The sequence below is a fragment of the Microbacterium sp. 4-7 genome (assembly GCF_014332665.1).
Lineage (GTDB): Bacteria > Actinomycetota > Actinomycetes > Actinomycetales > Microbacteriaceae > Microbacterium.
Genome location: NZ_MCRH01000003.1, coordinates 258342 through 282658 on the forward strand (window position 1 = coordinate 258342; position 24317 = coordinate 282658).

The following is a 24317-nucleotide window of genomic DNA, read 5'->3' on the forward strand; positions in this document are numbered from 1 at the left end:
CGGCGCCGTTGTTCGCGAAGAGACCGGTGTGCTCAGGCCCCGACGCGTCGGCCGGTGAGCTTCTCCGCTCGGCGGTCGGCGTTCTCCAGCGCTCTGCGCTCCCGCTCGCGCCGCAGCACGGTGATGCCGATGAGCGCAACCTCCGGGGCGGCCTGAGGCAGAGGCGAGACGAACGGCGATGCCTCGGTCAGGAGATCCTGCGCCACTCGGGCGCGAGCTGACGGGACCATCCGCTGAGCGCTCTGCAGGAACTGCGAGATGCGGCGCGCGAGACGGTCGGGGAGGCGCGCGACATCGGCGATCTGCGCCCAGCCGGCGAGCATCGGCGGCAGCACGGGGACGCTCGGGATCAGCTTCGGCGTGCGCACGCGCTGGCTGTAGGTGCCGGCGACCATGTCTCCCAGCCGCTGCGAGCGGGCGCTGAACGCTCCGGCGAGCACCGCGATGCTGCCCAGCGTCATGTAGATCTCGAGGACGCCGAGGAGTGCCCTGATGAACGCATGGCGGAAACCGGTCGCGCCACCGTCGAGTCGCACGATCCGACCCCCGACGGCGAGCTTACCCAGGCTGCGGCCCTTGAGGGCGACCTCCATGGTGATCGGCAGCACCACGAAGCTGATCACGATCGAGGCGATCAAGGCGATCGTGTCTGTCGCCTGGGTCAGGACGCCGATGTCGAGGAGCCAGATCCGCAGGAAGATCGTCGACAGGAACACCGCGAGCCCGACCAGGAGGTCGATGATCGCGCCCGCGGCTCGCAACACGAAGCCGATCGGCTGCACGTCGATCGCGACGGCCTCGCCCGAGAGGACCTCGTCGGATGCATCGAGCGCGGCGGACATGAGTACAGTAAATCAGGTGGATGCCGATGCGCTGACAGATGCACGCCGCGCCGAGTGGGAACGGCTCGACCAGCTGAGCCGTGCTCGGCTCGACGGCGCGGGCGTCGACGAGCTGATCGTCCGCTACCGCGCGGCGTCCGCGGATCTCGCTGAGCTCAAGACCTCGGTGGGGGAGTCACCTCAAGGTGCGTACCTCTCGACGATCCTCGTGCGCGCGCGGCTGCGACTCACCGGGGCGTCCGACAGCATCCTCACCCAGACCGGCCGATTCTTCTCGCTGCAGCTGCCCGCCGCGCTCTATCGACTGCGCTGGACGACGCTCGTGATCGCGGCGTCATTCATCGCGATCGTCGTCGGGACCGCGACATGGATCTCCGCAGATCCGGCACTCCTCGCGACCCTCGGCCCGCCGGACCTGCTGGAGCAGTACGCCGACGAGAGCTTCACCGGCTATTACACCGAGAACCCGGCCGCGGTGTTCATGGGCATGGTCTGGTGGAACAACGCCTGGATCGCCCTGCAATGCGTGCTGTTCGGCATCACCGGCATCTGGCCGATCAACGTCCTCGTGCAGAACGCGATGGGGCTGGGCGTGTCGGGCGCCGTCATGGCCGCACACGACCAGGTCGATGTGATGATCCTCTACATCCTCCCGCACGGACTGCTGGAGATGACGTCGATCTTCGTCGCGGCTGCGGCGGGTCTGCACCTGTTCTGGTCGTGGGTCGCGCCGGGACACCGTTCGAGAGGCGAGTCACTCGCGTCCGAGGGACGCTCGCTCGCGACAGTGGCGATCGGACTCGTCTTCGCGCTGTTCGTGTCCGGACTGATCGAGGGATTCGTGACGGGGTGGGCGCTGCCCTGGCCTGTCAAGATCGGCATCGGCGTCGCCGCCCTCGCCGCGTTCCTCATCTATATGCTCGTGATCGGCGGTCGAGCGTATCGCCGCGGCGAGACCGGAGACCTCGTCGAGTACGAGGCAGGTACCCCCAGGCTCCTGGCCGGCTGACTCTCTGCGTTCAGAGGCGCCCGGCGGCCTTCAGCTCCAGGTACCGGTCTGCGATCCTCGGAGGCAGCGACTCGGGGTCAGCGGCGATCGCCTCGCCTCCCGCGCGGCGCACCGCGTCGGCCACGTTCTCCGCGTCGCGCATCGTGCGTTCGGCCGCCGCAGCGAGGTAGATCTCCTCCCGAGATCCGCGCCGCGTCGTGAGATCCGCGATGCCGTCGTCGGTGACCGAACCGACGAGGATCGATGTCGACCTGCTCGCGTCGGGGAACGCACCGAGGAATCCGCGAGCCGACTCGGCCGCATCCTGAGCGGTGAGCACCACGATGAGCGACGGACGGGTCGTGAGCGTGCGCACGGCAGCGAAAGCACCCGGCCAATCGGTGTCGACGAGACGCGCGTGCACCGGAGCCATCGCATCGGTCAGCGCCGGAAGCAGCGCTGTCCCCTCCACACCGGTCACGCGCGCCCGCACGACCCGGTCGTACATGAGCAGATGCACGTGGTCGCCCGCACGCGCGGCGAGGGCCGCGAGCAGAAGAGACGCCTCCAGGGCGGCATCGACCCTCGTGCCGTCGCCGACGCGCGCGGCGGCCGTGCGGCCGGTGTCGATGATGATCACGACGTGGCGATCGCGCTCCGGTCGCCACGTCCTCAGCATCGTGGTGCCCGCGCGAGCGGTGGCGCGCCAGTCGATCGACCGCACGTCATCCCCTCGGACGTACTCACGGAGCGAGTCGAACTCGGTACCCTGACCGCGCACCTGGATGCTCGTGTTCCCGTCGAGCTCCCGCAGACGGGCGAGGCGGGAGGGGAGGTGCTTCCGCGACGAGAAGGCGGGCAGCACCCGGATGGTCCCGCGTACGAGGTGACGGGCCTGCCGGCCGGCGAGGCCGAGCGGACCGAGCGAGCGGATCATCACGAACTCGCTCGCCAGCTCGCCGCGACGTCGTGGCAGCAGGGGGATGGAGACGCGTCGCCGTTCACCCGGCGGGACGCTGAGTCGCTGACGGGCCTCACCCGCTCCGGCCGTCGGCTGCCAGGCATCGCGGATCAGCGCATGGAGCGTCCGGGGACCCTGATTCTGCAGCGCGACGCTCACGGGGACCTGCTCGCCGATGCGGGTGCGCGTCGGCACGCGCCTGGTCACGACGACGGAGCGGGGGCTCGGAGCCAGCAGCACATCGACGACGATCAGCAGGACGCAGAGCAGCACCCAGATGCCGAGGGCGGCATAGGGCGGGAAGTCCGCCAGTCCGGCGAGGACGAGCGGGACGATGCCGACGGCGACGGCAAGCGCGAGACGGCCGGTGACGAACACCTAGATCGGCACCCTGGTCTGCTGGACGACGGATGTGAGCACGGCATCCGCGGACACGCCCTCCATCTGGGCGTCCGGGCGGAGCTGCAGACGGTGCCGCCAGACGGGGACGAGCATCGTCTGCACGTGATCCGGCGTGACGGCAGAGGATGCGTTGAGCCACGCCCATGCCTTCGCAGCGGCGAGCAGACCCGTGGAGGCGCGTGGGCTCGCGCCGAGCTCGACCGAGGGCGACTGCCTCGTGGCTCTGGCGAGGTCGACGACATAGCCGAGGACGTCATCGGTGACCTCGACGCGTCCTGCCGCATCCTGAGCCGCACGGATCTCGTCCGCGGAGACGGTCGCCTCCACGCCGGTGAGCTCGCGCGGGGAGAAGCCGGAGGCGTGTTTGCGCAGCACGGACACCTCGGCATCCCGCTCCGGCATTCCCACGACCAGCTTCATCAGGAAGCGGTCGAGCTGGGCCTCCGGCAGCGAATACGTGCCCTCGTGCTCGATCGGGTTCTGCGTCGCGGCGACGAGGAACGGGTCGGGCAGAGCTCGGCTGACACCGTCGGCGGACACCTGACGTTCTTCCATCGCCTCGAGCAGGGCGGCCTGGGTCTTCGGAGGCGTGCGGTTGATCTCGTCGGCGAGAAGGATGTTCGTGAACACCGGACCCGCACGGAAGTCGAACTCGCCCGTGCGGGCGTCGTAGACCAGCGAACCGGTGACGTCTCCCGGCATGAGGTCGGGGGTGAACTGCACGCGCTTCGTGTCGAGGCCCAGCGCCCGGGCGAACGAGCGCACGACCAAGGTCTTCGCCACCCCGGGCACGCCCTCGAGCAGCACATGTCCTCGCGCGAGCAGCGACACCAGCAGGCCGGTCACCGTGCCCGCCTGGCCCACGACGGCCTTGTCGACCTCCGTGCGCACGCGGTGCATGGCCTGACGCAGCTCGGCGTCGTTGAAGTTCTCAGCGGTCACGTGGTGTCCTCGGCTTCCGGTCGGATGATGGATGGACGGGGGTTCGGCGGGGGCGGTTCATTCGGATCTCCGCTCCGTGAAGGACGAGGCGTCGACGGCGCTCTCGAGTTCCTGCAGTCGGCGCGCGAGGTCGATCAGTGACGGATCGTCGACGGGTGGCGCGCCCGCGAGCAGCTCGTGCAGCGAGCCACGCGGCACGCGCAGCCGGTCGGCTGCGGCATCCGCGACCTCCTCGGCACTGGCGGTGACAGCGAGGCCGAGCCTGCGCGCCAGGCGGCGCCGGCTCCCGTCTCGGATGGCTTCGCCCGCGTGCGCGGCGTCGCCGGCCTTCGCGGTCAGACGTGCGCGACCGTGCATGGTCTCCGAGGCGCGGACCGTCACCGGCAGCGTCTCGGCGACGAGCGGTCCGAAGCGCTGACCGCGCCACAGTGCTGCCGCGACGCCGGCCAGCATGAGCAGCAGGATGGCCGGTGTCACCCATCCCGGTGTGAGCGACCCGAGGGTGTCCTCGGTCTCGCCCTCGATGTCCGTGTCGCCGAAACTGGGCACGTACCAGACGACGCGCTCGGTCTGTCCGAGCAGCGCGAGCGCGAGTGCGGCGTTGCCGTCGTCTGCGAGATAGGCGTTGCTGAAGAGGCGCGCACCCTCGACGACGACATGCGTGGCTCCGTCGCTCTCATCGATGAGCACGGCCGCCGCGTCGTCGTCGCCGAAGCATCCCTCCACGCCGTCGGCGGGCGTGAACAGCCGATCAGGACGGATCGAGCCGACGTCCGCGAACTCGGGTGCGTCGCAGTCCGCCTGCACCGGGGTGAAATCCGGGGTGGCGTTGTCGCCGATCCTCAAGAGGCTCAGCAGGTGCGTACTGCTCGACAGGAAGACCACCCGGTCGGCGGGCTCGATGAGCTCGGTGATCGCCTCGTCGGAGAGCGTGTACGGATTCGCCATCACGAGCGTGGCGTCGTCATCGAGCGCTTGGCGTGCCTCGGTGCGCGAACGGAAGACCGAGACCTCGACACCGTTCTCCTGCAGGATCTGCGCGATGGCCATGGCACCCGAGTCGCTCACGCTCTCGGGATCGAGCGAACCCCGCTGATCGGGCATGCGCACACCGACCTGTATCGCGACGAAGACGCCGCCGAGGACGAGCGCCACGATGATCAGCCATCCGAGCAGAGCTCGCGACCGTCGGCCTCGAGGCGCGCGTTCGGCGGTCGACGCGGGGACGTCCCGCTGCTCGAGAACGCTCACGCGGTCACTGCTTCCGGGCGCAGGGCACTGAGCCGGTCGTCTGTCGCTGCGAGCTCCGCGTAGCGATCAGCGGTCGCGGGATGCCGCAGATAGCGCACGTCGTCGAAGAACACGGCGGCCTGGCGGACGGGCGTCGTCTCCGCAGGGAACACGACAGAGACCTCGCGCGCGATCGCCTGGGCCGTCGCGCCGGGGGACGGCTCGATGAGGTCGCGCTCGAGGAGTCCTCTCGCGAGCGCGCGGAACCGCAGGACCGTCGCCTCGTCCCAGTCCGCCGCTCGCGCGGCACGGTCGGCATCCGCACGCAGCTGCGCCGCCGTACGGTCGTCCTCGGCGCCGAGAAGCCCGGCACCCGGCCGACGGATCGCCTGGGAGCGGCGAGGGCGACCCCAGATGATGAGGGCCGCCACAAGAGCGCCGAAGACGATGACGCTGACGATGATCAGTGCAGACGGCCCGACGCTGGCGCCGTTGTCGGAGCTGAACAGATCGGCGAGGAACCGTCCGATGTCACGCGCGACGAGATCGAACCACGTCGGCTTCGCGTCGGCATAGCGCGGGTCGGAGAGCTCCTGCTCGGCCCACTGTCTCGCCTCGTCTCCGTCAGGCACCAGCACATCGTCCAGCGGGCGGATCATGCAGATCCTTCGCTGCCCGCTCCGGGGGCCGCCCAGGTGGAGTCGTCCGCGGGCGCCGAGGATGCCGGGGGAGCGGTGGGCGCCGGTGCCGGCCGATACGCCGGTGGCTGAGGCGGGACGGTCGCAGCCGGCGGCGCGTACGGCGGCTGTGCCGGGGGAGGCTGAGTCGGGTACCCGTACTGCTGCCCGGGGTACGGCTGTGTCGGGTACTGCTGCCCGGGGTACGGCTGTGCCGGGTATGGCTGTGCCGGGTACGGCTGCCCTCCATACGGCTGCCCTCCATACGGCTGCGCCTCATGGCCGGCCGGCGTCATCGTCGCCCATTCGGGCACCTGCTTGGGCGGCGGTGCACTCGAGACGGCGCGCGAGGCGTCGACGACGAAGGGGTCGCCGAGCTGTTCCTCCGTCCACCCCAGGTCGCGTCGCTCGACATGACTGATCAGCGCCTGGTCGAGACCCTCGTAGCGCATCCGACTGTCGAGATACACGAGGGTTCCTGCGGTGCTCTGCACCACGAGCGTGATGGCCTGCAGCACGAGGAGCAGGATCTGCGGGGCGAGGAGGGCGAAGACGAACCCCATGATCGCGGCAGTGTCCGCAGAGCCGGTCGGGGCGATGACCGATCCGAGCATCGAGCTCAGCAGCGACACGGGGAGATTCACGAGCTGCATCGCGGCGCCCATGATGGCGCCGATCAGGAAGGTGACTCCCCAGGCGATCCAGAAGCGACCGCGGGTGAGTCGCCACGAGCGCACGAGCGCATCGCGGAGCTTCGCGCGCTCGAGGACGAGGATGGACGGCACCAGCAGCAGCTTGGTCGTCAGCCAGACCAGGAGGGGGATCGTCGTGAGCAGGACGAGCAGCACGAGGATGACGACGCCGCCGATGGCCTCAGCGGATCCGCCGAGCCCGCTGGCGACGAAGCCGGCGACGATGACGAAGAGGATGACGATCACACCGAAGATGAAGATGACCGAGAGTGAAGCGAAGGCGGCCAGCCGCCAGAACGACGGGGTCATCTTGCGCCAGAGGGTCTTCAGCGTGGCCTTCACGCCGATCGCGGCGTAGCCGATCTCGGCTGCGACGACGCCCTGCATCAGAGCGGTGAACGCGACGGACGCGAGACCGACGGAGATGCCCGCGACGATGTTCATCGCGATCGTTCCGGCGAACACGGCCTCGAAGTCCGGGGAGGAGGGAGAGAGCGACTCGAGCCGCGTGAACGTCGTGACGAACACGAAGCCCATCACCGTGGCGCTGAGCACCACGACCGCGAGCTGGATCACGACGCCGAAGCCGAAGAGGACCTTGGGGTTGTGGCGCAGCGCGACGAACGACTTGCTCAACAGCATCCCGAACGTCAGCGGATGCAGGGGGATGATGCCCTTCTTCGGGGCAGGGGTCCATGTCTGGTCGCTCACCGGCACTCCCTCCGTCGTGCGCTCCCATCGTGTCACATGACCCGTCGGGCGCGTAGACAGGGGGAGCGTGGTACTGAGTGCCATAAGGTAACAGTTATGACCTCACGCATTCTTGTGGTCGACGACGACACCGCGCTCGCCGAGATGATCGGCATCGTGCTGCGCACGGAAGGTTTCGAGCCGGTGTTCTGCGCCGACGGTGCGCGGGCGGTCGACGAGTGGCGCGCACAGCGTCCCGATCTCGTGCTGCTCGACCTGATGCTGCCCGGGATGGACGGCATCGAGATCTGCACGCGTATCCGCGCCGAATCCGGAGTCCCCGTCATCATGCTCACCGCCCGCAGCGACACCGCTGATGTGGTCAGAGGACTCGAGGTCGGAGCCGACGACTACATCGTCAAGCCCTTCAATCCGAAGGAGCTCGTCGCTCGTATCAGAACCCGACTGCGGCCCACGTCGCAGAACGTGGGGGAGCAGCTGCGCGTGGGAGACCTCACCGTCGACGTCGATGCCCATGAGGTGCGCCGCGGCACGGCTCCGATCGCTCTCACTCCACTGGAGTTCCAACTGCTCGTCGCGCTCGCGTCGAAGCCCCAGCAGGTGTTCTCGAGGGAGATGCTGCTCGAGCAGGTGTGGGGTTACCACTACAAGGCCGATACGCGGCTGGTCAACGTGCACGTGCAGCGTCTGCGGGCGAAGGTCGAACTCGACCCGGACAACCCCAAGATCGTCATGACGGTACGGGGCGTCGGCTACCGTGCCGGGAGCGCGGGCTAGGCCCACGATGGCCGCGACCACAGCGACCACCACGGCGGTCGCTGTCATCCGCGACTGGCGTGGATGGCCGACCGTCGTCCAGGCGTTGTGGCGCAGTTCTCTGCGATTCCGGACGCTCACGATCACGCTTCTGCTGACGTCCACCGCGATCCTGATCACCTGCGTGACGATGGCGCTGGTTATCCAGAACGATCTGTTCGAATCCCGCAAGAACGAGGCGCTCGAAGACGCGGCCCGCTCGGTGAACCAGGCGCAGGCGACCCTGGACGCGACGGCGCTGGGTGATGACCCGGCAGCCCTGCCGGAGCTGTGGGACAGCGTGCAGGAGGACCTCGGACGGAATTCGACGGCCGAGGGTCTTGCCGGATTCCGCATGGAGGTCGACCCCGACGTCCCGCTCAACGGCTTCACCGCCGGGCTGAGCGACAATCTGATCACCTCGGGCCTCAGGAACCGGGTGGTCGAGTTCGACGACTGGCAGTCCTGGCAGTCCGTATCGCTCGAGGTCGGCGGCCGAGCTGTCCCCGGGATCATCGTGGGGCAGCAGGTGCGGGTTCCCGAGGCGGGGCCGTTCGAGATCTACTTCGCGTACGACCTCGCGGATGCAGACAACACTCTCACCTTCGTGCAGCGCACCCTGTGGGTCGCCGGCATAGGTCTGGTGGCGATCGTCGCCGCGATCTCCTTCATCGTTCTCCGCACCGTGTCGACGCCTATCGTCGAGGCTGCCGAGACGAGCGCGCGTCTGGCCTCGGGCGACCTCGGCGTCCGCATCGACGTGCACGGGGAAGACGAGATCGCGACCCTGGGACGCTCCTTCAACGCCATGGCCGACAGTATCGAATCCCAGATCAAGGAGCTCGGCGAGCTGTCACTCGTGCAGCAGCGCTTCGTGTCAGATGTGTCGCATGAGCTGCGGACTCCGCTCACCACGATCCGCCTCGCCGCAGACATGCTGAACGATCAGCGGGAGGAGTTCGATCCGACGACCGCTCGCACCACCGAGCTCCTGCACACGCAGGTGCAGCGGTTCGAGACGCTGCTGTCGGATCTGCTCGAGATCAGCCGCTACGACGCAGGCTCCGTGCAGCTCGAGCTCGAGGCGACGAGCCTCGCACATCTGGCAGAGGACATCATCGAGCAGATGCGTCCTCTCGCCGACGATCGCGGCAGCGAGCTGAGGCTCGTCGCCCCCGGCGGTTATTCGCCGGTCGACATGGATCCGCGGCGGGTGCGACGAGTGCTGCGCAACCTGATCGGCAATGCGATCGAGCACGGCGAGGGCCGGCCGATCGTGGTCACCGTCGACAGCAATCAGCATGCGGTCGCCGCCGGAGTCCGCGACTTCGGGCTCGGCATGGACCCGGCGGATGCCGAGCGGGTGTTCGACCGATTCTGGCGCGCTGATCCCTCCCGCCAGCGCACTCTCGGAGGCACGGGGCTCGGACTGTCGATCGCGCTCGGCGATGCGACTCTCCACGGCGGATCGCTCGCGGTGTGGTCCGAACTCGGCGTCGGGACGAACTTCGTTCTGACCCTGCCTCGCCGTGGCGATGCGACGGATGGGCCTTCGCCCATCCCGATCGAGCCGCAGGAGCCGCTCGCCGAACTCGGCGATGCCACGCAGCCGATCCAGCTCGCCGATGTCCCGGCGGAGCTCTTCGATCGAGGGAGCATCGAATGACCGCGCGGACTCGGCGCGCGCTGCGTGGTCTCGTGATCGCGGCGACCGTGCTCATCCTGTCAGCGTGCACAGGTCTTCCGACCAGCGGAGACGCACAGCCGGGAAAGCCTCTCGGGGCGTCCCCCGAGGGGCAGGACTTCCTCCCGCTCGCTTCGGGTCCGGTGGACGGCGCGGGGCCTGCGGCGATCGTCGAAGGCTTCATGGAGGCCGCGATCACCCCGGCCGACAACTGGAACACCGCTCGCAGCTTTCTCACCCCGGAGCTCGCATCGACCTGGCGTCCGAACACCGGCGTGTCGATCGATGTGAGCTCGGCGACTCGCTCGTTCAGCTCGAATGTCGACGAAGACGACGATGCCGATGACGGCGACACGGCCGACGTGAGGGTCGCCTTCGATCAGGTCGCCAGCGTCGACGCGACCGGAGCGTACTCCGAGGCGTTCGGCGCCTCGAACTCGGCCTTCGTGGTCGAACTCACAGACGGCCAGTGGCGGATCGCCGAGGCGCCGGACGGCGTGGTGATCGACGAATCCAGGTTCTCGCGCGTGTACGACGACTACGCGCTGCAGTACTTCGATCAGACGTGGGAACGACTCGTGCCCGATGTGCGCTGGTTCCCTCGACGCGCCACGGTGGCGACGACGATCGCGCAGTCGCTGATCGGCGGCGCGCCCAGCCCGTGGCTCGATCCGGCCGTGCAGAGCGCGTTCCCGCAGGAGGTGCAGCTCGCACGGGACTCCGTGCCGATCGACCCCGACCAGATCGCCGATGTCGCCCTGAACCGGGCGGCGCTGGGCCTCGACCCGACCACCCTCGCGCGCATGCGCACTCAGCTCCAGGCGACCCTGACCGCCGGGGGCGTGCAGATCGACCAGGTGCGCTTCACGGTCGACGGCCGCACGCTGGAGGCCGGGGTCGTCGAGGTCGTGACGGACAAGGCCGATCCGGGCAGCCTCGTGCTGAAGGACGGGACTTTCGGCATGCTGGTCGGTGGAGAGATCACGCCGATCCCCGGCGTCTCGGACCAGATCGTGAACGCGGGTCAGCCCGTCACAGCGGTCGACGTGTCGGTCGACAGCTCCCACGCGGCCGTGCAGCTCATCGACGGGCACGTGTGGCTCGCAGGTGAAGGCAGCTTCAACGAGCTGGACGACCGCCCATCGCTGGTGCGGCCGTCCATGGATCCCTACGACTACACGTGGTCGGTCCCGTCGAACGCACCGGCGGCTCTGCAGGCGATCGGCAGCGATGTCGCCCCTCAGAGCATCGCGGGCGCGTGGCCGGAGGCCTCCTCCGTATCCGCCATCCGCGTCTCGGCGGATGGGGCCCGCGTCGCCGCGGCCGTCGTGATCGGGGGCGAGCGCTGGATCGTCGTGTCATCGGTGATCCGCGATGAGGCCGGGCTTCCGACCGAGCTCGGACCCACCGAGCCGCTGGCGCAGCTCGACGGCGGCGCCATCGGCCTCGTCTGGCTGGGCGCGGATCGTCTCGGACTGCTGACGGATCCCGCAGACCGGATGGTCGTCACGCAGGTGGTCGGAGGGCCTGGCACGTCAGAGGTGGCTCCGACCGGCGCGGTGTCCCTGGCGGGTGCGCGCGCAGCCACCGGTCTGCGAGTGCTGGGCGCGGACGGCGCCGTGTTCGCCCGTGCGGGCTCGGCATGGAGCGAGTCGATCAGCGGAGTCTCACTTCTCGCGACGCGTGCGGGGCACTGAGCGCGACTGTCCCTGCACGGCCGTCCGACATCGACTGACAGTCCATGACGGCCGCGTTCCGCGCAGCCTCTGCAGCCCCGGCGCGGGATTGTTGCGAGAGCATCGACGGATGTCACCGCATCCACCGGCCCGCGTCGTAGGACTCGAGATACTCGCCCTTCTGCTCGCGGCGACCTGCGCGGGGTGCGACCGGCCCGAGACGCTGCTCTGCGGCTCGTGCCGACAGAGCATCCGACCGGAGCCGCTCGTCCGCCGCACGCCCGCCGGACTGGAGGTCCGCGCGGCGATGCCCTTCGAGTCGGTCGCGGCGCGATGCATCCGCAGGATGAAGGACGACGGCGAGACGCTGCTCGCTCGCCCGCTCGGATCGGCGCTGGGGGAGGTGCTCGACGTGCTCGAGGCACGCCCGGATGCCGATCGGCCGCTCCACCTCGTGCCGATCCCGACATCGGTGACGGCCTTTCGACGGCGCGGCTACCGGGTGCCCGAGCTGCTGATCCGGCGGGCGGGTCGGCTTCCCGACCGCTTGCTCGTTCTGCGGGGTCGGCGCACGGATCAGCGAGGCCTCGATTCCGAGAGCCGAGCGGAGAACGTCCGCGGGAGCATGCGAGCGCGACGTGTGCTCGAGGGTGAGACCGTCGTGCTCGTCGACGACGTGGTCACGACGGGTGCAACATTCGATGAGGCGGCTCGCGCGCTGAAAGACGCGGGCGCACATGTCTTGGCAGCGGTCGCGCTCGCCGCCACGCCGCGTCACAGCGAACGGAATGTGAACGCATCGGGGACACGCAGCAACTGACCCGTGACATCCGAGGTCAGGCCGACTACCGTTGGGGGTCACAAGGCGACCACGGTCCGCCCTTGGCCGGGAGGACCGGGACAAGGAGGCAGCAATGGAAACGAGCATCGTTGGCGTCGGGGTGGGTATCACCGATCGATTCCGAGCCGTTGTCGAAGAGAAGATCGCCAAGATCCAGACGTTCGCGTCCCGTGCGCAACGGCTGGATGTCAAGGTCACCCACCGGGTGTACCGCAACGGTCACGTGCCGGACGAGACCGTGGAGCTCACGCTCGTCAGCAAGGGCCCCGTCGTGCGCGCTGAAGCCACGGACGGAGACAAGTTCGTCGCACTCGACATGGCCGTCGACAAGATGGCCGAGCAGCTTCGTCGAGCGAAGGAGAAGCGAGTCGACGGACGCCAGCACCCGCGTGGGGCGCACTTCGAGAAGGAGAGCGGAGCGCTGGAGGGCATCGATGTCCAGCCGGCATCCGTGGATGTCCTGCGGGCCGTCGCGACCGGCAACGTGCCGATCCAGAACGAGGACGACGAGGTCTACTCGCCGGTGGTCATCCGCACCAAGAACTTCGGAGCGGAATGGATGACCGTCGAAGAGGCCGTCGACCGGATGGAGTTGGTCGGGCACGATTTCTTCCTGTTCGTGGACGTGCGCACCGACCACCCGAGCGTCGTCTACCGACGCAAGGGCTGGGATTACGGTGTGATCGCTCTCGAGACGCAGGCTCCGCCCACTGAGGCGCTCGCCTCCTGAGGCTGAGACGACGACGGCCCGGCTCCAGAGGGAGCCGGGCCGTCGTCGCGTTGTGCGACCGCGTCAGTCGAAGATGCCGTCGAGGATGCTGCCGATGACGAGGCCGCCGAGGATGCCCGAGGCGACGTCGCCGCCACCGCCGCGTCGGCCGCCGCCGCTCCAGCCGCCGCCGCCCCAGCCGTTTCCGCCGCCCCAGCCCTGATCCTGCGGCCGTGAGGAATCGATGTCGCGCTGGGCGAGCTGCAGGGCCTCAGAAGCCAGGTGTGCGACGCGTCGTGCACTGGCCAGAGCCTCGTCGCGCGTCTCTTCCGCCGGAAGCAGATCCGACAGATCGACCCGCAGCCTCTCGGCCTCGGCGAGGCGCGTGCGCGCGTCGGCGCCGATCCAGCCGCGGTGCCCGGCGATGAGTCCGCGGGCGACGCCGAGCTGGCGGTCGGCATCATCGATCGCATGCTGCACCTGCTGGATGCTGGGCAGCGGGTGCGCCTCGCGGTGCCGAGCGGTGGCGATCGCGTCGTCGAGAGCCGTGTTCGCGTCGCGCAGCTGCGACAGCTCGGCGAAGGGATCCCCGGGGGTCCCCGCGGGCGACAGGGCGCTCAGCGCGTCCTGCAGCGCGGAGACGGCGACCGCGACGGCCGGCACCTGGGGTGCGGTGCGCGCGGCGATGAGGTCGTTGCGTGAATCAGCGACGACCTCGGCAAGGGTCGACTCCGCTCGCAGCGCTTCGATCTCGAAGTCCTCCACGGCGTCGAGCAGCGCGGAAGCGCGCCGCGTGGCCTCGGTGGCGGTCTCCAGTGCGAGGTTCGCCTCCTCGTTCTGCTTCGCCGCGCGGCGACGCTCTGAGACGGCCGCGCCGTGCGTTGCGAACGCGATCAGCTGCTCTGCTTCGGCGGCGCTCGCCGTGATCTGGTGCATCGCCGAGTCCGAGTAACGCGCGGAGAGACGCGCGACGGTCTCGTTCGTGTGCGGGATCCGTGCGCTCAGCGCCTCGGCATCGGCACGCACCTGGGCGATGATCTCGGGTGCGCGACGCACCTTCGAGATCGATGCCGCGAGATCCGACGTCTTCTCGTCGAGCAGATCCTGCGCCCAATCGCACAGCTGGATGATCCGCGCGTTGCGGGTGCGGAGCTCCTCAGGCGTGTCGGGAATCTCATCGTGGTTGAGCTGGTGGAGCTGAAATGCCTCGCGCAGATGCGTGCGCACCGCAGCGAGCGCCTTCTTCAGGTCGCGAGTCAGCTGATCCCCGAGTTCGGCCTCCGCGAACGCCAGTTCGTCGGAGGTGCTCCTGATGCGCTCGTCCGCCGAGACGAGTGCCTGCTCAGCGCGGCGAGCCAGGTCGGCGTCCTGTGCGGCCAGCTCTTCCTGCTCGCGCTTGCGTCTGCCCCATATTCCAGCCATAGGACTGATCCTAGTTTCCCGGGCGACGCCGCTGGCTGTGCATACGCTTGAGGCGAAACCCGTCAGACGAGTGCCGCCACGTCTGACCTCGAAGGCCTGCCACGTTTGGGTCGATCGGTCGTCAACTCGAGAGCGAGGGCGTGGACAGGGTGCTGGGCGAGCCGGGTCTGCACATGGTCGAGCCAGCGGATCTCGGCCTCCGCCGTGAAGATCATCGAATCGACGACGAGCGACCATGCGAGCCCCTCGGGGCTGTCGTCCTCGCGCGTCGCCCTCGTCGCGGTGAGATCTGCGAGATGCTCTTCCGACGCCGCGCGCTGGGCCGCGATGACTCGGGCGGCGTCCGCGCCGGGGAGGGTTGCCGCCACAGCCAGCTTGATGGCGAGCTCGTTGCGCGTCGCCTGGCTTCGTGGCGCGGGCGACGCGAGCCAGCGGTCCACCTCGGACGCGCCGGTGGCCGTGATCTCCCAGTAGACGTGGCCGTGCTCGTCCGCTGCTCCGCGAGCGACGAGCCCGTCACGCTCGAGGCGCTCGAGCGTGTTGTAGATCTGACCGACGTTGAGTGGCCATACCGAGCCCGTGCGGCGGTCGAACTCGTGCCGCAACTGGTAGCCGTAGCAGGGGCCCTGAGCGAGGATCGCGAGCAGACTCTGTCGGACCGACATATGGACCTCCCGGTGTCGTGGACCAATATATACATACTCGGAAACGCGTTGGAGGCACGCCATGCAGACGACGTGCAGGTCACGGACCGGTAACATGACAAGGTATGCCTGGCACGCGCCCGACACGCGGCGCCGCCGGAACCATCGACAGGGAGATGACATCTGTGGCCAATCCTCTTGAGAAGCTGCTGCGCGCTGGAGAAGGGCGGGTCATCCGACGCCTGAACCAGGTGGTCAAGGCCGTGAACGCGCTGGAAGAGGACATCTCCAAGCTCACGGACGACGAACTTCGCAACGAGACCACCGAGCTGCGTGAGCGGTTCGCGAAGGGCGAGTCGCTCGATCAGCTCATGCCCGAGGCGTTCGCCGCCGTGCGCGAAGCGGCGAAGCGCACCCTCGGTATGCGCGCGTACGACGTGCAGATCATGGGTGGTGCTGCTCTCCACCTCGGCAACATCGCAGAGATGAAGACCGGTGAGGGCAAGACCCTGGTCGCCACCTTCCCGGCGTACCTCAATGCGATCGCGGGCGAGGGCGTCCACGTGATCACGGTCAACGACTTCCTCGCGAGCTATCAGGCAGAGCTCATGGGGCGCGTGTACCGGGCCCTCGGCATGTCGACGGGAATCATCGTCTCGGGCCAGACCCCGGCTGTACGCCGCGAGCAGTATGCGTCCGACATCACCTACGGCACGAACAACGAGTTCGGCTTCGACTACCTCCGCGACAACATGGCGTGGCGCAAGGAAGACCTCGTCCAGCGCGAGCACTACTTCGCGATCGTCGACGAGGTCGACTCCATCCTGATCGATGAGGCGCGCACGCCGCTGATCATCTCAGGACCGTCTTCCGGTGAGGCGAACCGCTGGTTCGCGGAGTTCGCGAAGATCGCGCGCACCCTCGAGGCGGGCGTCGACTACGAGGTCGACGAGAAGAAGCGCACCGTCGGCGTTCTCGAACCCGGCATCGAGAAGGTCGAGGACTACCTCGGCATCGACAACCTGTACGAGTCCGCGAACACGCCGCTGATCTCGTTCCTCAACAACTCGATCAAGGCCCTCGCCCTGTTCAAGAAGGACACAGACTACGTCGTCATGAACGACGAGGTCATGATCGTCGACGAGCACACCGGTCGCATCCTGGTCGGACGTCGCTACAACGAGGGCATCCACCAGGCCATCGAGGCGAAGGAGGCCGTGCCGGTCAAGGCCGAGAACCAGACTCTCGCCACGGTCACGCTTCAGAACTACTTCCGCCTGTACGACAAGCTCGCCGGCATGACCGGTACAGCCGAGACCGAGGCGGCCGAGTTCATGTCGACCTACAAGCTCGGTGTCATCCCGATCCCGACGAACCGTCCGATGATCCGCAAGGACCAGTCCGACCTCGTCTACAAGAACGAGACCGCCAAGTTCGCGCAGGTGGTCGAGGACATCGCCGAGCGTCACGCGCAGGGGCAGCCGGTGCTCGTGGGCACCGTGAGCGTCGAGAAGAGCGAGTACCTGTCGCGGCTCCTCGCGAAGAAGGGCGTCAAGCACGAGGTCCTCAACGCGAAGAACCACGCGCGCGAGGCCGAGATCGTCGCTCGCGCAGGGCGCCTCGGTGCCGTGACCGTCGCCACGAACATGGCCGGTCGTGGAACCGACATCATGCTCGGCGGCAACGCCGAGTTCCTCGCCGTGCGGGAGCTCAAGGGCAAGGGACTCGACCCCGTCGAGACGCCTGAGGAGTACGAGATCGCGTGGGACGAGACGTACGAGGCGATGAAGTCCATCGTGTCGGAAGAGGCCGAGAAGGTCATCGAGGCCGGTGGACTCTATGTCCTGGGAACGGAGCGCCACGAGTCGCGCCGCATCGACAACCAGCTGCGCGGTCGCTCGGGCCGTCAGGGCGACCCCGGCGAGAGCCGTTTCTATCTGAGCCTCACCGACGATCTCATGCGCCTGTTCCAGTCGGGCGCCGCCGAGGCGATCCTCGCGCGCACCAACTTCCCCGACGACGTCCCGATCGAGTCGGGCCTGGTGTCGCGGGCGATCCGCAGCGCTCAGTCGCAGGTCGAGTCGCGCAACGCCGAGATGCGCAAGAACGTCCTCAAGTACGACGACGTCCTGAACCGTCAGCGCGAGGCGATCTACGCCGACCGCCGCCACATCCTGCAGGGCGATGACATCGCCGACCGCGTCCAGCACTTCATCGAGGACGCGATCAGTGGAGTGGTGCGCGATCACACCGGCGAGGGTCACAACGAGAGCTGGGACTTCGACGCACTCTGGACCGAGCTCAAGACGCTGTACCCGGTGAGCGTGACCATCGACGAGGTCGTGTCCGAGGCTGCCGGCCGCAAGGGTGGCATCACCGCAGAGGGTCTGACCCGCGAGCTGCTGTCGGACGCGAAGATCGCATACGAGACCCGTGAGGAGTCGCTTGGAGAAGCGGCGACCCGTGAGCTCGAACGACGCGTGGTGCTGCAGGTGCTCGATCGCCGCTGGCGCGACCACCTCTACGAGATGGACTACCTCAAGGACGGCATCGGTCTCCGTGCGATGGCGCAGCGCGACCCGCTCATCGAGTACCAGCGCGAGGGCTACGCGATGTTCCAGTCGATGATGGGGCAGATCAAGGAGGAGTCGGTCGGCTACCTCTACAATCTCGAGGTCGAGGTGCGTCGGGCGGGCGATTCGCAGACGGCCGAGGTCGAGGCGAAGGGCCTCGCCGAAGACGGTGGAGACCAGCGGCTCGAGTACTCCGCCGCGAACGACGCCGGCGAGGTCGAGGTCCGCAACGACCGCGGTCAGGTTCAGCAGGCCGCGACCGAGAAGCTTCGTCAGGCAGCGGCCGCGCGTCAGGCTCCCGCCGAGGAGGCCGAGTCGGCTGAGGCTCCGCGCGGCGCGTTCGGGCAGCGCACCGAGGGCTCGGCAGCTCCCGCGGGCAACCGCGAGCAGCGGCGGGCGCAGGGTAAGAAGAAGAAGTAGCAGAGCGCATGACGAGGGGCCGGTCCGTGGGGATCGGCCCCTCGTCGCGTCATTGTAGGCTTGCTCAATGACACCAACGCGCCACTTCGACCAGTCGTCGAAGCTCAAGAACGTCCTGTACGAGATCCGTGGAAACACGCTCGTCGAGGCGGCGCGGCTCGAGGCCGAGGGACATCGGATCCTCAAGCTCAACACGGGCAACCCCGCGATCTTCGGCTTCGAGGCACCCCACCAGATCGTGCACGACATGCTGGCCGCGCTTCCGACCGCCCACGGGTACAGCGACAGCAAGGGGATCATCTCGGCACGGCGAGCAGTCGTCAGCCGGTACGAGGAGATCCCCGGGTTCCCGCGATTCGATCCCGAGGATGTCTTCCTCGGCAACGGCGTCTCCGAGCTCATCACGATGACGATGCAGGCTCTTCTCGACGAGGGCGATGAGGTGCTCATCCCGGCACCCGACTACCCGCTGTGGACCGCCATGACGAGTCTTGCTGACGGCACCCCGGTCCATTACCTGTGCGATGAGGACAACGGATGGCAGCCCGACCTCGAGGACATCCGATCCAAGATCACTCCGCGCACCAAGGCTCTCGTCATCATCAACCCCAACAACCCGACCGGCGTGGTCTACTCACGCGAAGTTCTCGAGGGCATGGTGCAGATCGCCCGTGAGAACCAGCTGCTGCTGCTTTCCGACGAGATCTACGATCGCATCCTGTTCGATGATGCGGTGCACATCCCGACGGCGACCCTGGCGCCGGACCTGCTGTGTCTGACGTTCAACGGGCTCTCGAAGACCTACCGGGTCGCCGGCTTCCGGTCCGGGTGGCTCGTGATCACCGGGCCGCAGGACCACGCGAAGGGGTTCCTCGAGGGGATCAACCTGCTCGCCTCGACGCGTCTCTGCCCGAACGTCCCCGCCCAGTACGCGGTTCAGGCGGCTCTCGGGGGAGTGCAGTCCATCGACTCGCTGATCGCGCCGACCGGGCGCCTGCATGAGCAGCGTGACATCGCCTGGAAGGGACTCGAATCAATCCCCGGTGTCTCGTGCGTCAAGCCCGTCGGCGCGTTGTACGCCTTCCCTCGTCTGGACCCGAACGTCCACGAGATCAGGGACGACGCGAAGCTGGTCTACGACCTGCTGGTCTCCGAACACATCCTCCTCGTGCAGGGAACCGGCTTCAACTGGCCGACCCCCGACCACCTCCGACTCGTCACGCTCCCCGAGCCCCGCGTGCTCGCAGAAGCCGTCGAGCGCCTCGGGAACTTCCTCTCGAGCTACCGCCAGTAGGCGGCTCTGCTGATGTGGAGACGAGAGTCTCCACGACGCGGCGCACGCCGGCGACGAGGGACGAGCGCGGAGTGAGGTCCGCCATCGGTCGGGCGTGCAGGAGGGCGGCGTCGGCGGCCCGCTGATCGAAAGGGAGGAACGCGACGTCCGCGATGCCGGCGAACCTCTCGAGCGTGCGCCGGATCTGACCTCGCGCATCCATGCCCAGGGGGCCGGGGCGCACGCGGTTCACCACCACTCTGATGGGCGTCGGGGTCGTGAGCCGTCGTAGCTCGGCATGCTCCCTGATGAACCTGCTCATGCCGAGCGGGTCGGCCGCCGCGATGGCGATGATCAGGTCTGCATCCTGCAGCGCGGCAACGGTGGCTGCGTGGCGACGCGGGCCGGTGAGGTCGTACGTCGCCTCATCGTCGGCGTCGAAGGCGCTCGCGACGTCGACGACGGTCTCCTCTGCCCAGCTGCGGCATGCGCGCAGCGTCGCCTCCAATCGACGTGCGCCGAGTTCCGGCCAGCGCCCAGGGCGATTGATGCCCCCGAGGACCTCGATCTCTCCTGCGCTCGTGTCGAGGACGGTCGCAAGCCGCGTGAGTTCTGCCGAGTCGAGTGCGCCGAGTTCTGCCCGACGGCACGCGGCGGCGATCCCGGGTGCATCATCGCTGAGTCCCAGCAGCAGCGCGAGGGAGGGAGCGACGGTGTCGGCATCCACCAGGGCAGTGCGGCGTCCTGCCCTGGACAGCTCGACGGCGAGCTGGATCGCGACGGTCGATCGTCCCGGCGCACCGGACGGACCCCAGACCACCGTGACACGACGCGGAGATTGCGCGATTCGCTCGACGGAGCCCGCAAGGTCGGCGGTGAGCGCGGCAGCGATCTCCCAGCCGCGCGCTTCTGTCGGGAGTGCGGCCGCGAGGCCGTAGCGCCCGAGCAGTCTGCTGTCGCCGTCGCCGAGCGGCAGGATCCGCACCCCTGCCCTGTCGCAGTCGGCGACGAGCGCGGGCGTCAGCACCGCGCGGCTGGCGGGAACGATGACGGCATCGACGCCGTCGGGCAGGGGCAGGATCCTGCTCGGCGCGACGACGGAAACCACGCTGATGCCTTCGAGCTCGAGTTCCTCGGCCAGGGTGCGTGCACGGGAATCGGGTAGCGCGATGACTACCGACGTCACGAGGTCGAGCCGATCGGCACGACGGACAGGACAGAGCCGCCGGTGATCGCGGACAGCACATCGGCGACATCCGCTCGGTCGATCACGATCTCAGCCGTGGTGCCGTCGGCGGCGAGCATTCCTTCGGTCTTCGTCACCGATGTGACGATCGCATCGGCGACGAGGATGCGCGGCGTCCCCGGGAGGGCGCCATCGTCCACCGGAGGAGAATGCCAGAGTTCGATGATGCTCCCGGCGCCCACATCGGCCGGGATGCCGGTGCTGCTCTCGACGACGATCGTGGTGGTTCTGTTCGCATCCGCGTCCTCGGCGGCAGAAGTCGGCATCAGCTCGCCGTCGACGACCGTCCGGGACGCGATCTGACCGGGCCGAAGGTCTTGGGGCGCGAGGTAGCGATCCGAGACGGCGCCGAGTCCCACGTCCACCACCTGGAAGTCACCGGAGACGAGCGCTTCGCCGAGCGGTATCGTTCGCGTCGCCTGGAGTACCGGTGTCGTGGCGCCGGAGGAGGAGAGGACGGCCCACACGCCGGCGACAGACAGCGCGACCACGGCGATGCCGATCAGGAAGCGGGCATCACCCCAGACGGCACGCCGTGAACGGGAGAACTTGCTCATGGCGACATGGTCACAGAAATCGCCGCGGCTGCTCGAGACTTATCCACAGCATCGGATCGGCCCTGGCGTATCGGCACGGCAGGGGGAGAATGGGAGCATGCCCCATTCCTCTCCGGCCACGCAGCGCTTCCTGGCGCCGGCGCAGGTGGCGGAACTGCTGAGCATCGGGGTCGACGAGGTCATCGAACTCGTCTACGCGGGACGTCTGCGCGGGTCCAAGCTCGGTGCACCCGCCCGGTGGCGCGTCGAGGAGTCGAGCCTTTCGGAGTATCTCGCCGAGCAGTCCGAAGAGGCCAGACGGATGGCGCTGTGGCGTGAGGCGAATGAGGCGAGTTTCCCAGAGGTCTGGGGCACATCCCGCCGTCACGGCATCTGATCTCCCGCGGTCTGAACCGACGTGACGGCTGCGAACGGGATGATCTGGAACGCACGCACCGCCGAGGCGGTCCTCGCCTCGCCCGGGTCGTGCAGGGCGAGATCCAGATGGTCCGCACCCGCTCGGTCGATCGTCCCGTGGAGGTCGGATGCATCGACGCTGACGATTCTGACCGGAACCCGCCGCCGGGCGAGGTCACGGAGGACGAACCCGAGCGACATGCGCTCGCGGAGCACGGGGGCGGGGTCGTCCTCTTCGTCCAGGCTCGACAGCAGCAGACCGTGATCGACGGTGAGTCCGCGAAGCGCGTGGAGGGGGACGATCACGGTCGACCGCGTCGTCCGTGATTCCTCGGCCTGCGCGATCGTCGCAGCGATCCAATCGGAGCCCAGCGCGTTCAGTCGTGCCCGAACGCGAGCTCCACCCGGCAGATCCAGGGTGGCGGGAGCGGCCGATGCGCAGAGCACTCTGAGCCGGCTGCGCAGCTCGAGCCTCGAGATGCGCAGGCGCTCCGACTCGGCGTCGAGCGCCGCGCGCTCGCTCTCCCACTCGGAGGCCAGCTGGCCTTCGAGGTCTTCGAACAGTCGATCCCAGTGCACGCGGACCACCGTAAATGAAGTCCGGGAGCGCATGTACGAGTTATCCACATACATCACGAACGCGACCGGATCGGCCAGTCGACGCATGCTCTACTTGGCGCAGTCTTCCCGATGGAGAGTGCCTCAGATGATGCTTCACGAGTACTTCGCACCACAGCCGACGCCCCGCGCCGAGCTGCCGGATCCGAGTCCGCTGCTGCGGAGCCTGACCCAGGGCGTGCTCGAGGTGCTCGCGGGAGTCAGAGAAGTCGATCAGCTCGCCCGCTGGTTCAATGAAGACGCGTACCGGAGTTTGGTGACGCGGGCGAATCTGTCGGCGAGGGCGCGCAGCGCGAGGGGGGTCTCGCCTGCGCGCCCGACTTTCGAGATCCTGTCGATCCGCGTGACGGAACCGGTGGACGGCAAGGTAGAGGCCGTCGTCGTGGTCGCGGGTCCCGGTCGCACCCGGGCGGTGGCGATTTGCCTCGAAGGTCTCGACCGACGCTGGCGGGCGACGTCGCTGGCCGTTCTCTGAGCGGACGCGCTCTAGGCTGGTGGGGTGTCAACGCTCAGCGACCTCGCCAATGCCCAGGGCCGTCTTGCCGAGAACGATGTCGAGTGGCTGCATCGACTCGCCGGCGACGGTCAGCTTCTCGCGGACCTCGCGTCGGCGGACATCGTCGTCTGGATCGAGACCGACGACGGATCGTTCGTCGCCGTAGCCCACGCCCGTCCGAGCGGAGCGGCCACCCTGTTCTACCGCGACATCGTGGGCGAGCGGGTGCGGCCGCAGTGGCGCACGCAGGTACAGGGGGCGTTCGATTCGGCGGAGATCGTGGACTCGTCCTCACCGGATTGGTTCGAGGAGACCCCGACGCGCGTGAGGGCGGTGCCGATCGTCAACGAGCGCCGCGGCAGTGAGCACCAGGGGACCGTCATCGGCGTCGTCACCCGGCACACGAACCTCGGCGAGGCCCGGACGCCGTCGCGACAGCAGATCACGTTCGACGAGTGCGCGAACGACATCTTCCGGATGATCGCCGACGGCAGCTTTCCCGATCCGGCGGCTCCGACCTCCCCGCGCCGCGGAGCTCCCCGAGCGTCAGACGGCTTGATCCGGATCGACGTCGACGGCATCACGACGTTCGCCAGTCCGAACGCGCTCTCGGCGTTCAATCGCATGGGTTTCGATGACGAACTGGAGGGCGAGTCTCTCGCCGAGGTCACCACGAGGCTCGTGCCGCCGTCGCGACAGGTCGACGAGTCGCTGCCCGTCGTCGTGACCGGGCGGGCCCCCTGGCGCACCGACATCGAAGCACGCGGCGTCACTGTCTCGCTGCGGGCGATTCCCCTCAAGGATCACGGGACGCGCATCGGTGCCATCGTCCTGTGCCGGGACGTGTCGGAGCTGCGTCATCAGGAGCAGGAGCTCATCACCAAGGACGCGACGATCCGTGAGATCCATCACCGTGTCAAGAACAACCTGCAGACGGTCGCATCGCTGTTGCGCATCCAGGCGCGTCGTACGCACTCGGACGAGGCGCGCGATGCGCTGACCCAGGCGATGAGACGTGTGGACTCCATCGCGGTGGTTCACGACACCCTCGCTCAGGGGCTGACTCAGAAGGTCGACTTCGACGAGGTGTTCCACCGGGTTCTGAAGCTCGTCGCCGAGGTCGCATCCGCGCCGAACACCCGTGCGCGCACTCGGTCGACCGGGCGCTTCGGGGTCCTGCCGAGCGAGTATGCGACGCCGTTGGCTCTCGCGCTCACCGAGGTCGTCACGAACGCGGTGGAGCACGGCCTCGCAGGGCAGGAGGGCATGGTCACGATCGACGCCGCGCGCACCGAGGAGAATCTGCGCGTCACGGTGCACGACACCGGCAAGGGCCTGCCGGAGGGGCGCATCGGTCAGGGACTGGGAACGCAGATCATCCGCACCCTGATCCAGGGGGAACTCAGCGGATCGATCGAGTGGCGGGGGAGCGAGGGAGAGGGCACCGAGGTCGTCATCGACATCCCGCTCCGCTGGCTCACCGCGTGACGAGTCCGCTGCGGCGGTGAGCAGATACGCAGAA

At 68.3% G+C, this 24317-nt stretch carries 22 protein-coding genes; 11 read left to right on the plus strand and 11 right to left on the minus strand.

The window, feature by feature from the left end; all coding sequences use genetic code 11:
• Window positions 1–32: 32 nt before the first annotated feature.
• Complete coding sequence (locus BEP68_RS05295) at window positions 33–842, minus strand: RDD family protein (RefSeq protein WP_053095655.1); 810 nt, start codon at window positions 840–842, stop codon at window positions 33–35.
• 16 nt (window positions 843–858) lie between these two features.
• On the opposite strand from BEP68_RS05295, the gene BEP68_RS05300 reads away from it, so the two are divergent.
• A complete protein-coding gene (locus BEP68_RS05300; protein WP_053095656.1) occupies window positions 859–1851 on the plus strand; it encodes a stage II sporulation protein M in 993 nt (330 codons plus the stop codon).
• Between the two features lie 10 nt (window positions 1852–1861).
• Here BEP68_RS05300 and BEP68_RS05305 read toward each other — a convergent pair whose 3' ends face one another.
• The 5 genes from BEP68_RS05305 to BEP68_RS05325 all read right to left on the minus strand — a co-directional run bounded on the left by BEP68_RS05305 (window position 1862) and on the right by BEP68_RS05325 (window position 7445).
• Window positions 1862–3169, minus strand: a complete 1308-nt coding sequence (locus tag BEP68_RS05305; RefSeq protein ID WP_056278220.1) for a DUF58 domain-containing protein — start codon at window positions 3167–3169, stop codon at window positions 1862–1864.
• Entirely contained in the window at window positions 3170–4093 is a 924-nt protein-coding gene (locus BEP68_RS05310; RefSeq protein WP_222839202.1) for an AAA family ATPase, read from the minus strand.
• A 99-nt stretch (window positions 4094–4192) separates the two neighbouring features.
• A complete protein-coding gene (locus BEP68_RS05315; protein WP_187249434.1) occupies window positions 4193–5386 on the minus strand; it encodes a DUF4350 domain-containing protein in 1194 nt (397 codons plus the stop codon).
• Entirely contained in the window at window positions 5383–6024 is a 642-nt protein-coding gene (locus tag BEP68_RS05320) for a DUF4129 domain-containing protein (protein WP_187249435.1), read from the minus strand. Before BEP68_RS05320 ends, BEP68_RS05315 begins: the two co-directional genes overlap by 4 nt.
• Window positions 6021–7445, minus strand: coding sequence for a hypothetical protein (locus tag BEP68_RS05325; RefSeq protein WP_187249436.1), 1425 nt, complete (start codon window positions 7443–7445; stop codon window positions 6021–6023). The genes BEP68_RS05320 and BEP68_RS05325 overlap by 4 nt, the downstream gene beginning before the upstream one ends.
• Window positions 7446–7541: 96 nt before the next feature.
• On the opposite strand from BEP68_RS05325, the gene mtrA reads away from it, so the two are divergent.
• The 5 genes from mtrA (at window position 7542) to hpf (ending at window position 13171) form a co-directional block, all read left to right on the plus strand.
• The gene (gene mtrA / locus BEP68_RS05330; protein WP_053095661.1) at window positions 7542–8222 is read left to right on the plus strand and encodes an MtrAB system response regulator MtrA; all 681 of its coding nucleotides are present in this window, start codon (window positions 7542–7544) and stop codon (window positions 8220–8222) included.
• A 7-nt stretch (window positions 8223–8229) separates the two neighbouring features.
• Window positions 8230–9906, plus strand: coding sequence for an MtrAB system histidine kinase MtrB (gene mtrB, locus BEP68_RS05335; RefSeq protein ID WP_187249437.1), 1677 nt, complete (start codon window positions 8230–8232; stop codon window positions 9904–9906).
• Window positions 9903–11621, plus strand: coding sequence for a GerMN domain-containing protein (locus BEP68_RS05340; protein ID WP_053095663.1), 1719 nt, complete (start codon window positions 9903–9905; stop codon window positions 11619–11621). The genes mtrB and BEP68_RS05340 overlap by 4 nt, the downstream gene beginning before the upstream one ends.
• A 109-nt stretch (window positions 11622–11730) precedes the next feature.
• A complete protein-coding gene (locus BEP68_RS05345) occupies window positions 11731–12420 on the plus strand; it encodes a ComF family protein (RefSeq protein WP_187249438.1) in 690 nt (229 codons plus the stop codon).
• Window positions 12421–12514: 94 nt separating this feature from the next.
• On the plus strand, window positions 12515–13171 hold the full coding sequence (hpf, locus tag BEP68_RS05350; RefSeq protein WP_053095665.1) for a ribosome hibernation-promoting factor, HPF/YfiA family: 657 nt from the start codon (window positions 12515–12517) through the stop codon (window positions 13169–13171).
• 63 nt (window positions 13172–13234) lie between these two features.
• Here hpf and BEP68_RS05355 read toward each other — a convergent pair whose 3' ends face one another.
• Entirely contained in the window at window positions 13235–14572 is a 1338-nt protein-coding gene (locus BEP68_RS05355; RefSeq protein ID WP_187249439.1) for a hypothetical protein, read from the minus strand.
• Window positions 14573–14634: 62 nt separating this feature from the next.
• A complete protein-coding gene (locus BEP68_RS05360) occupies window positions 14635–15237 on the minus strand; it encodes a PadR family transcriptional regulator (RefSeq protein WP_072591057.1) in 603 nt (200 codons plus the stop codon).
• 164 nt (window positions 15238–15401) lie between these two features.
• Between BEP68_RS05360 and secA the strand changes: the two genes are divergently transcribed.
• Both secA and BEP68_RS05370 read left to right on the plus strand, forming a co-directional pair.
• Window positions 15402–18209, plus strand: a complete 2808-nt coding sequence (gene secA / locus BEP68_RS05365) for a preprotein translocase subunit SecA (RefSeq protein ID WP_187249440.1) — start codon at window positions 15402–15404, stop codon at window positions 18207–18209.
• 67 nt (window positions 18210–18276) lie between these two features.
• A complete protein-coding gene (locus BEP68_RS05370) occupies window positions 18277–19503 on the plus strand; it encodes a pyridoxal phosphate-dependent aminotransferase (RefSeq protein WP_053095668.1) in 1227 nt (408 codons plus the stop codon).
• On the opposite strand, the gene BEP68_RS05375 is transcribed toward BEP68_RS05370, so the two are convergent.
• Complete coding sequence (locus BEP68_RS05375; RefSeq protein ID WP_187249441.1) at window positions 19427–20668, minus strand: CpaE family protein; 1242 nt, start codon at window positions 20666–20668, stop codon at window positions 19427–19429. The genes BEP68_RS05370 and BEP68_RS05375 overlap by 77 nt on opposite strands.
• Window positions 20665–21285, minus strand: a complete 621-nt coding sequence (locus BEP68_RS05380; RefSeq protein WP_187249442.1) for a hypothetical protein — start codon at window positions 21283–21285, stop codon at window positions 20665–20667. The genes BEP68_RS05375 and BEP68_RS05380 overlap by 4 nt, the downstream gene beginning before the upstream one ends.
• Window positions 21286–21382: 97 nt before the next feature.
• Between BEP68_RS05380 and BEP68_RS05385 the strand changes: the two genes are divergently transcribed.
• Window positions 21383–21661 carry a helix-turn-helix domain-containing protein gene (locus BEP68_RS05385; protein WP_056278255.1) on the plus strand — a complete coding sequence of 93 codons (279 nt, stop codon included), beginning with the start codon at window positions 21383–21385 and terminating at the stop codon, window positions 21659–21661.
• Here BEP68_RS05385 and BEP68_RS05390 read toward each other — a convergent pair.
• Window positions 21649–22260, minus strand: coding sequence for a hypothetical protein (locus BEP68_RS05390; RefSeq protein ID WP_072592252.1), 612 nt, complete (start codon window positions 22258–22260; stop codon window positions 21649–21651). The two genes, BEP68_RS05385 and BEP68_RS05390, sit on opposite strands and share 13 nt — an antisense overlap.
• Window positions 22261–22387: 127 nt before the next feature.
• On the opposite strand from BEP68_RS05390, the gene BEP68_RS05395 reads away from it, so the two are divergent.
• Together BEP68_RS05395 and BEP68_RS05400 are read left to right on the plus strand one after the other, a co-directional pair.
• The gene (locus BEP68_RS05395; RefSeq protein ID WP_187249443.1) at window positions 22388–22774 is read left to right on the plus strand and encodes an Rv3235 family protein; all 387 of its coding nucleotides are present in this window, start codon (window positions 22388–22390) and stop codon (window positions 22772–22774) included.
• Between the two features lie 24 nt (window positions 22775–22798).
• Complete coding sequence (locus BEP68_RS05400; protein ID WP_053095672.1) at window positions 22799–24283, plus strand: sensor histidine kinase; 1485 nt, start codon at window positions 22799–22801, stop codon at window positions 24281–24283.
• Window positions 24284–24317 lie beyond the last annotated feature (34 nt).

Excerpts from the sequence above, each read along its gene's own strand:
- BEP68_RS05380 (WP_187249442.1), bottom strand. The coding sequence starts at position 21,285 with ATGAGCAAGTTCTCCCGTTCACGGCGTGCCGTCTGGGGTGATGCCCGC.
- BEP68_RS05385 (WP_056278255.1), top strand. The coding sequence starts at position 21,383 with ATGCCCCATTCCTCTCCGGCCACGCAGCGCTTCCTGGCGCCGGCGCAG.
- hpf (WP_053095665.1), top strand. The coding sequence starts at position 12,515 with ATGGAAACGAGCATCGTTGGCGTCGGGGTGGGTATCACCGATCGATTC.
- mtrB (WP_187249437.1), top strand. The coding sequence starts at position 8,230 with ATGGCCGCGACCACAGCGACCACCACGGCGGTCGCTGTCATCCGCGAC.
- BEP68_RS05395 (WP_187249443.1), top strand. The coding sequence starts at position 22,388 with ATGATGCTTCACGAGTACTTCGCACCACAGCCGACGCCCCGCGCCGAG.
- BEP68_RS05340 (WP_053095663.1), top strand. The coding sequence starts at position 9,903 with ATGACCGCGCGGACTCGGCGCGCGCTGCGTGGTCTCGTGATCGCGGCG.
- BEP68_RS05345 (WP_187249438.1), top strand. The coding sequence starts at position 11,731 with ATGTCACCGCATCCACCGGCCCGCGTCGTAGGACTCGAGATACTCGCC.
- BEP68_RS05355 (WP_187249439.1), bottom strand. The coding sequence starts at position 14,572 with ATGGCTGGAATATGGGGCAGACGCAAGCGCGAGCAGGAAGAGCTGGCC.
- BEP68_RS05360 (WP_072591057.1), bottom strand. The coding sequence starts at position 15,237 with ATGTCGGTCCGACAGAGTCTGCTCGCGATCCTCGCTCAGGGCCCCTGC.
- BEP68_RS05295 (WP_053095655.1), bottom strand. The coding sequence starts at position 842 with ATGTCCGCCGCGCTCGATGCATCCGACGAGGTCCTCTCGGGCGAGGCC.
- BEP68_RS05370 (WP_053095668.1), top strand. The coding sequence starts at position 18,277 with ATGACACCAACGCGCCACTTCGACCAGTCGTCGAAGCTCAAGAACGTC.
- mtrA (WP_053095661.1), top strand. The coding sequence starts at position 7,542 with ATGACCTCACGCATTCTTGTGGTCGACGACGACACCGCGCTCGCCGAG.
- BEP68_RS05310 (WP_222839202.1), bottom strand. The coding sequence starts at position 4,093 with ATGCACCGCGTGCGCACGGAGGTCGACAAGGCCGTCGTGGGCCAGGCG.
- BEP68_RS05320 (WP_187249435.1), bottom strand. The coding sequence starts at position 6,024 with ATGATCCGCCCGCTGGACGATGTGCTGGTGCCTGACGGAGACGAGGCG.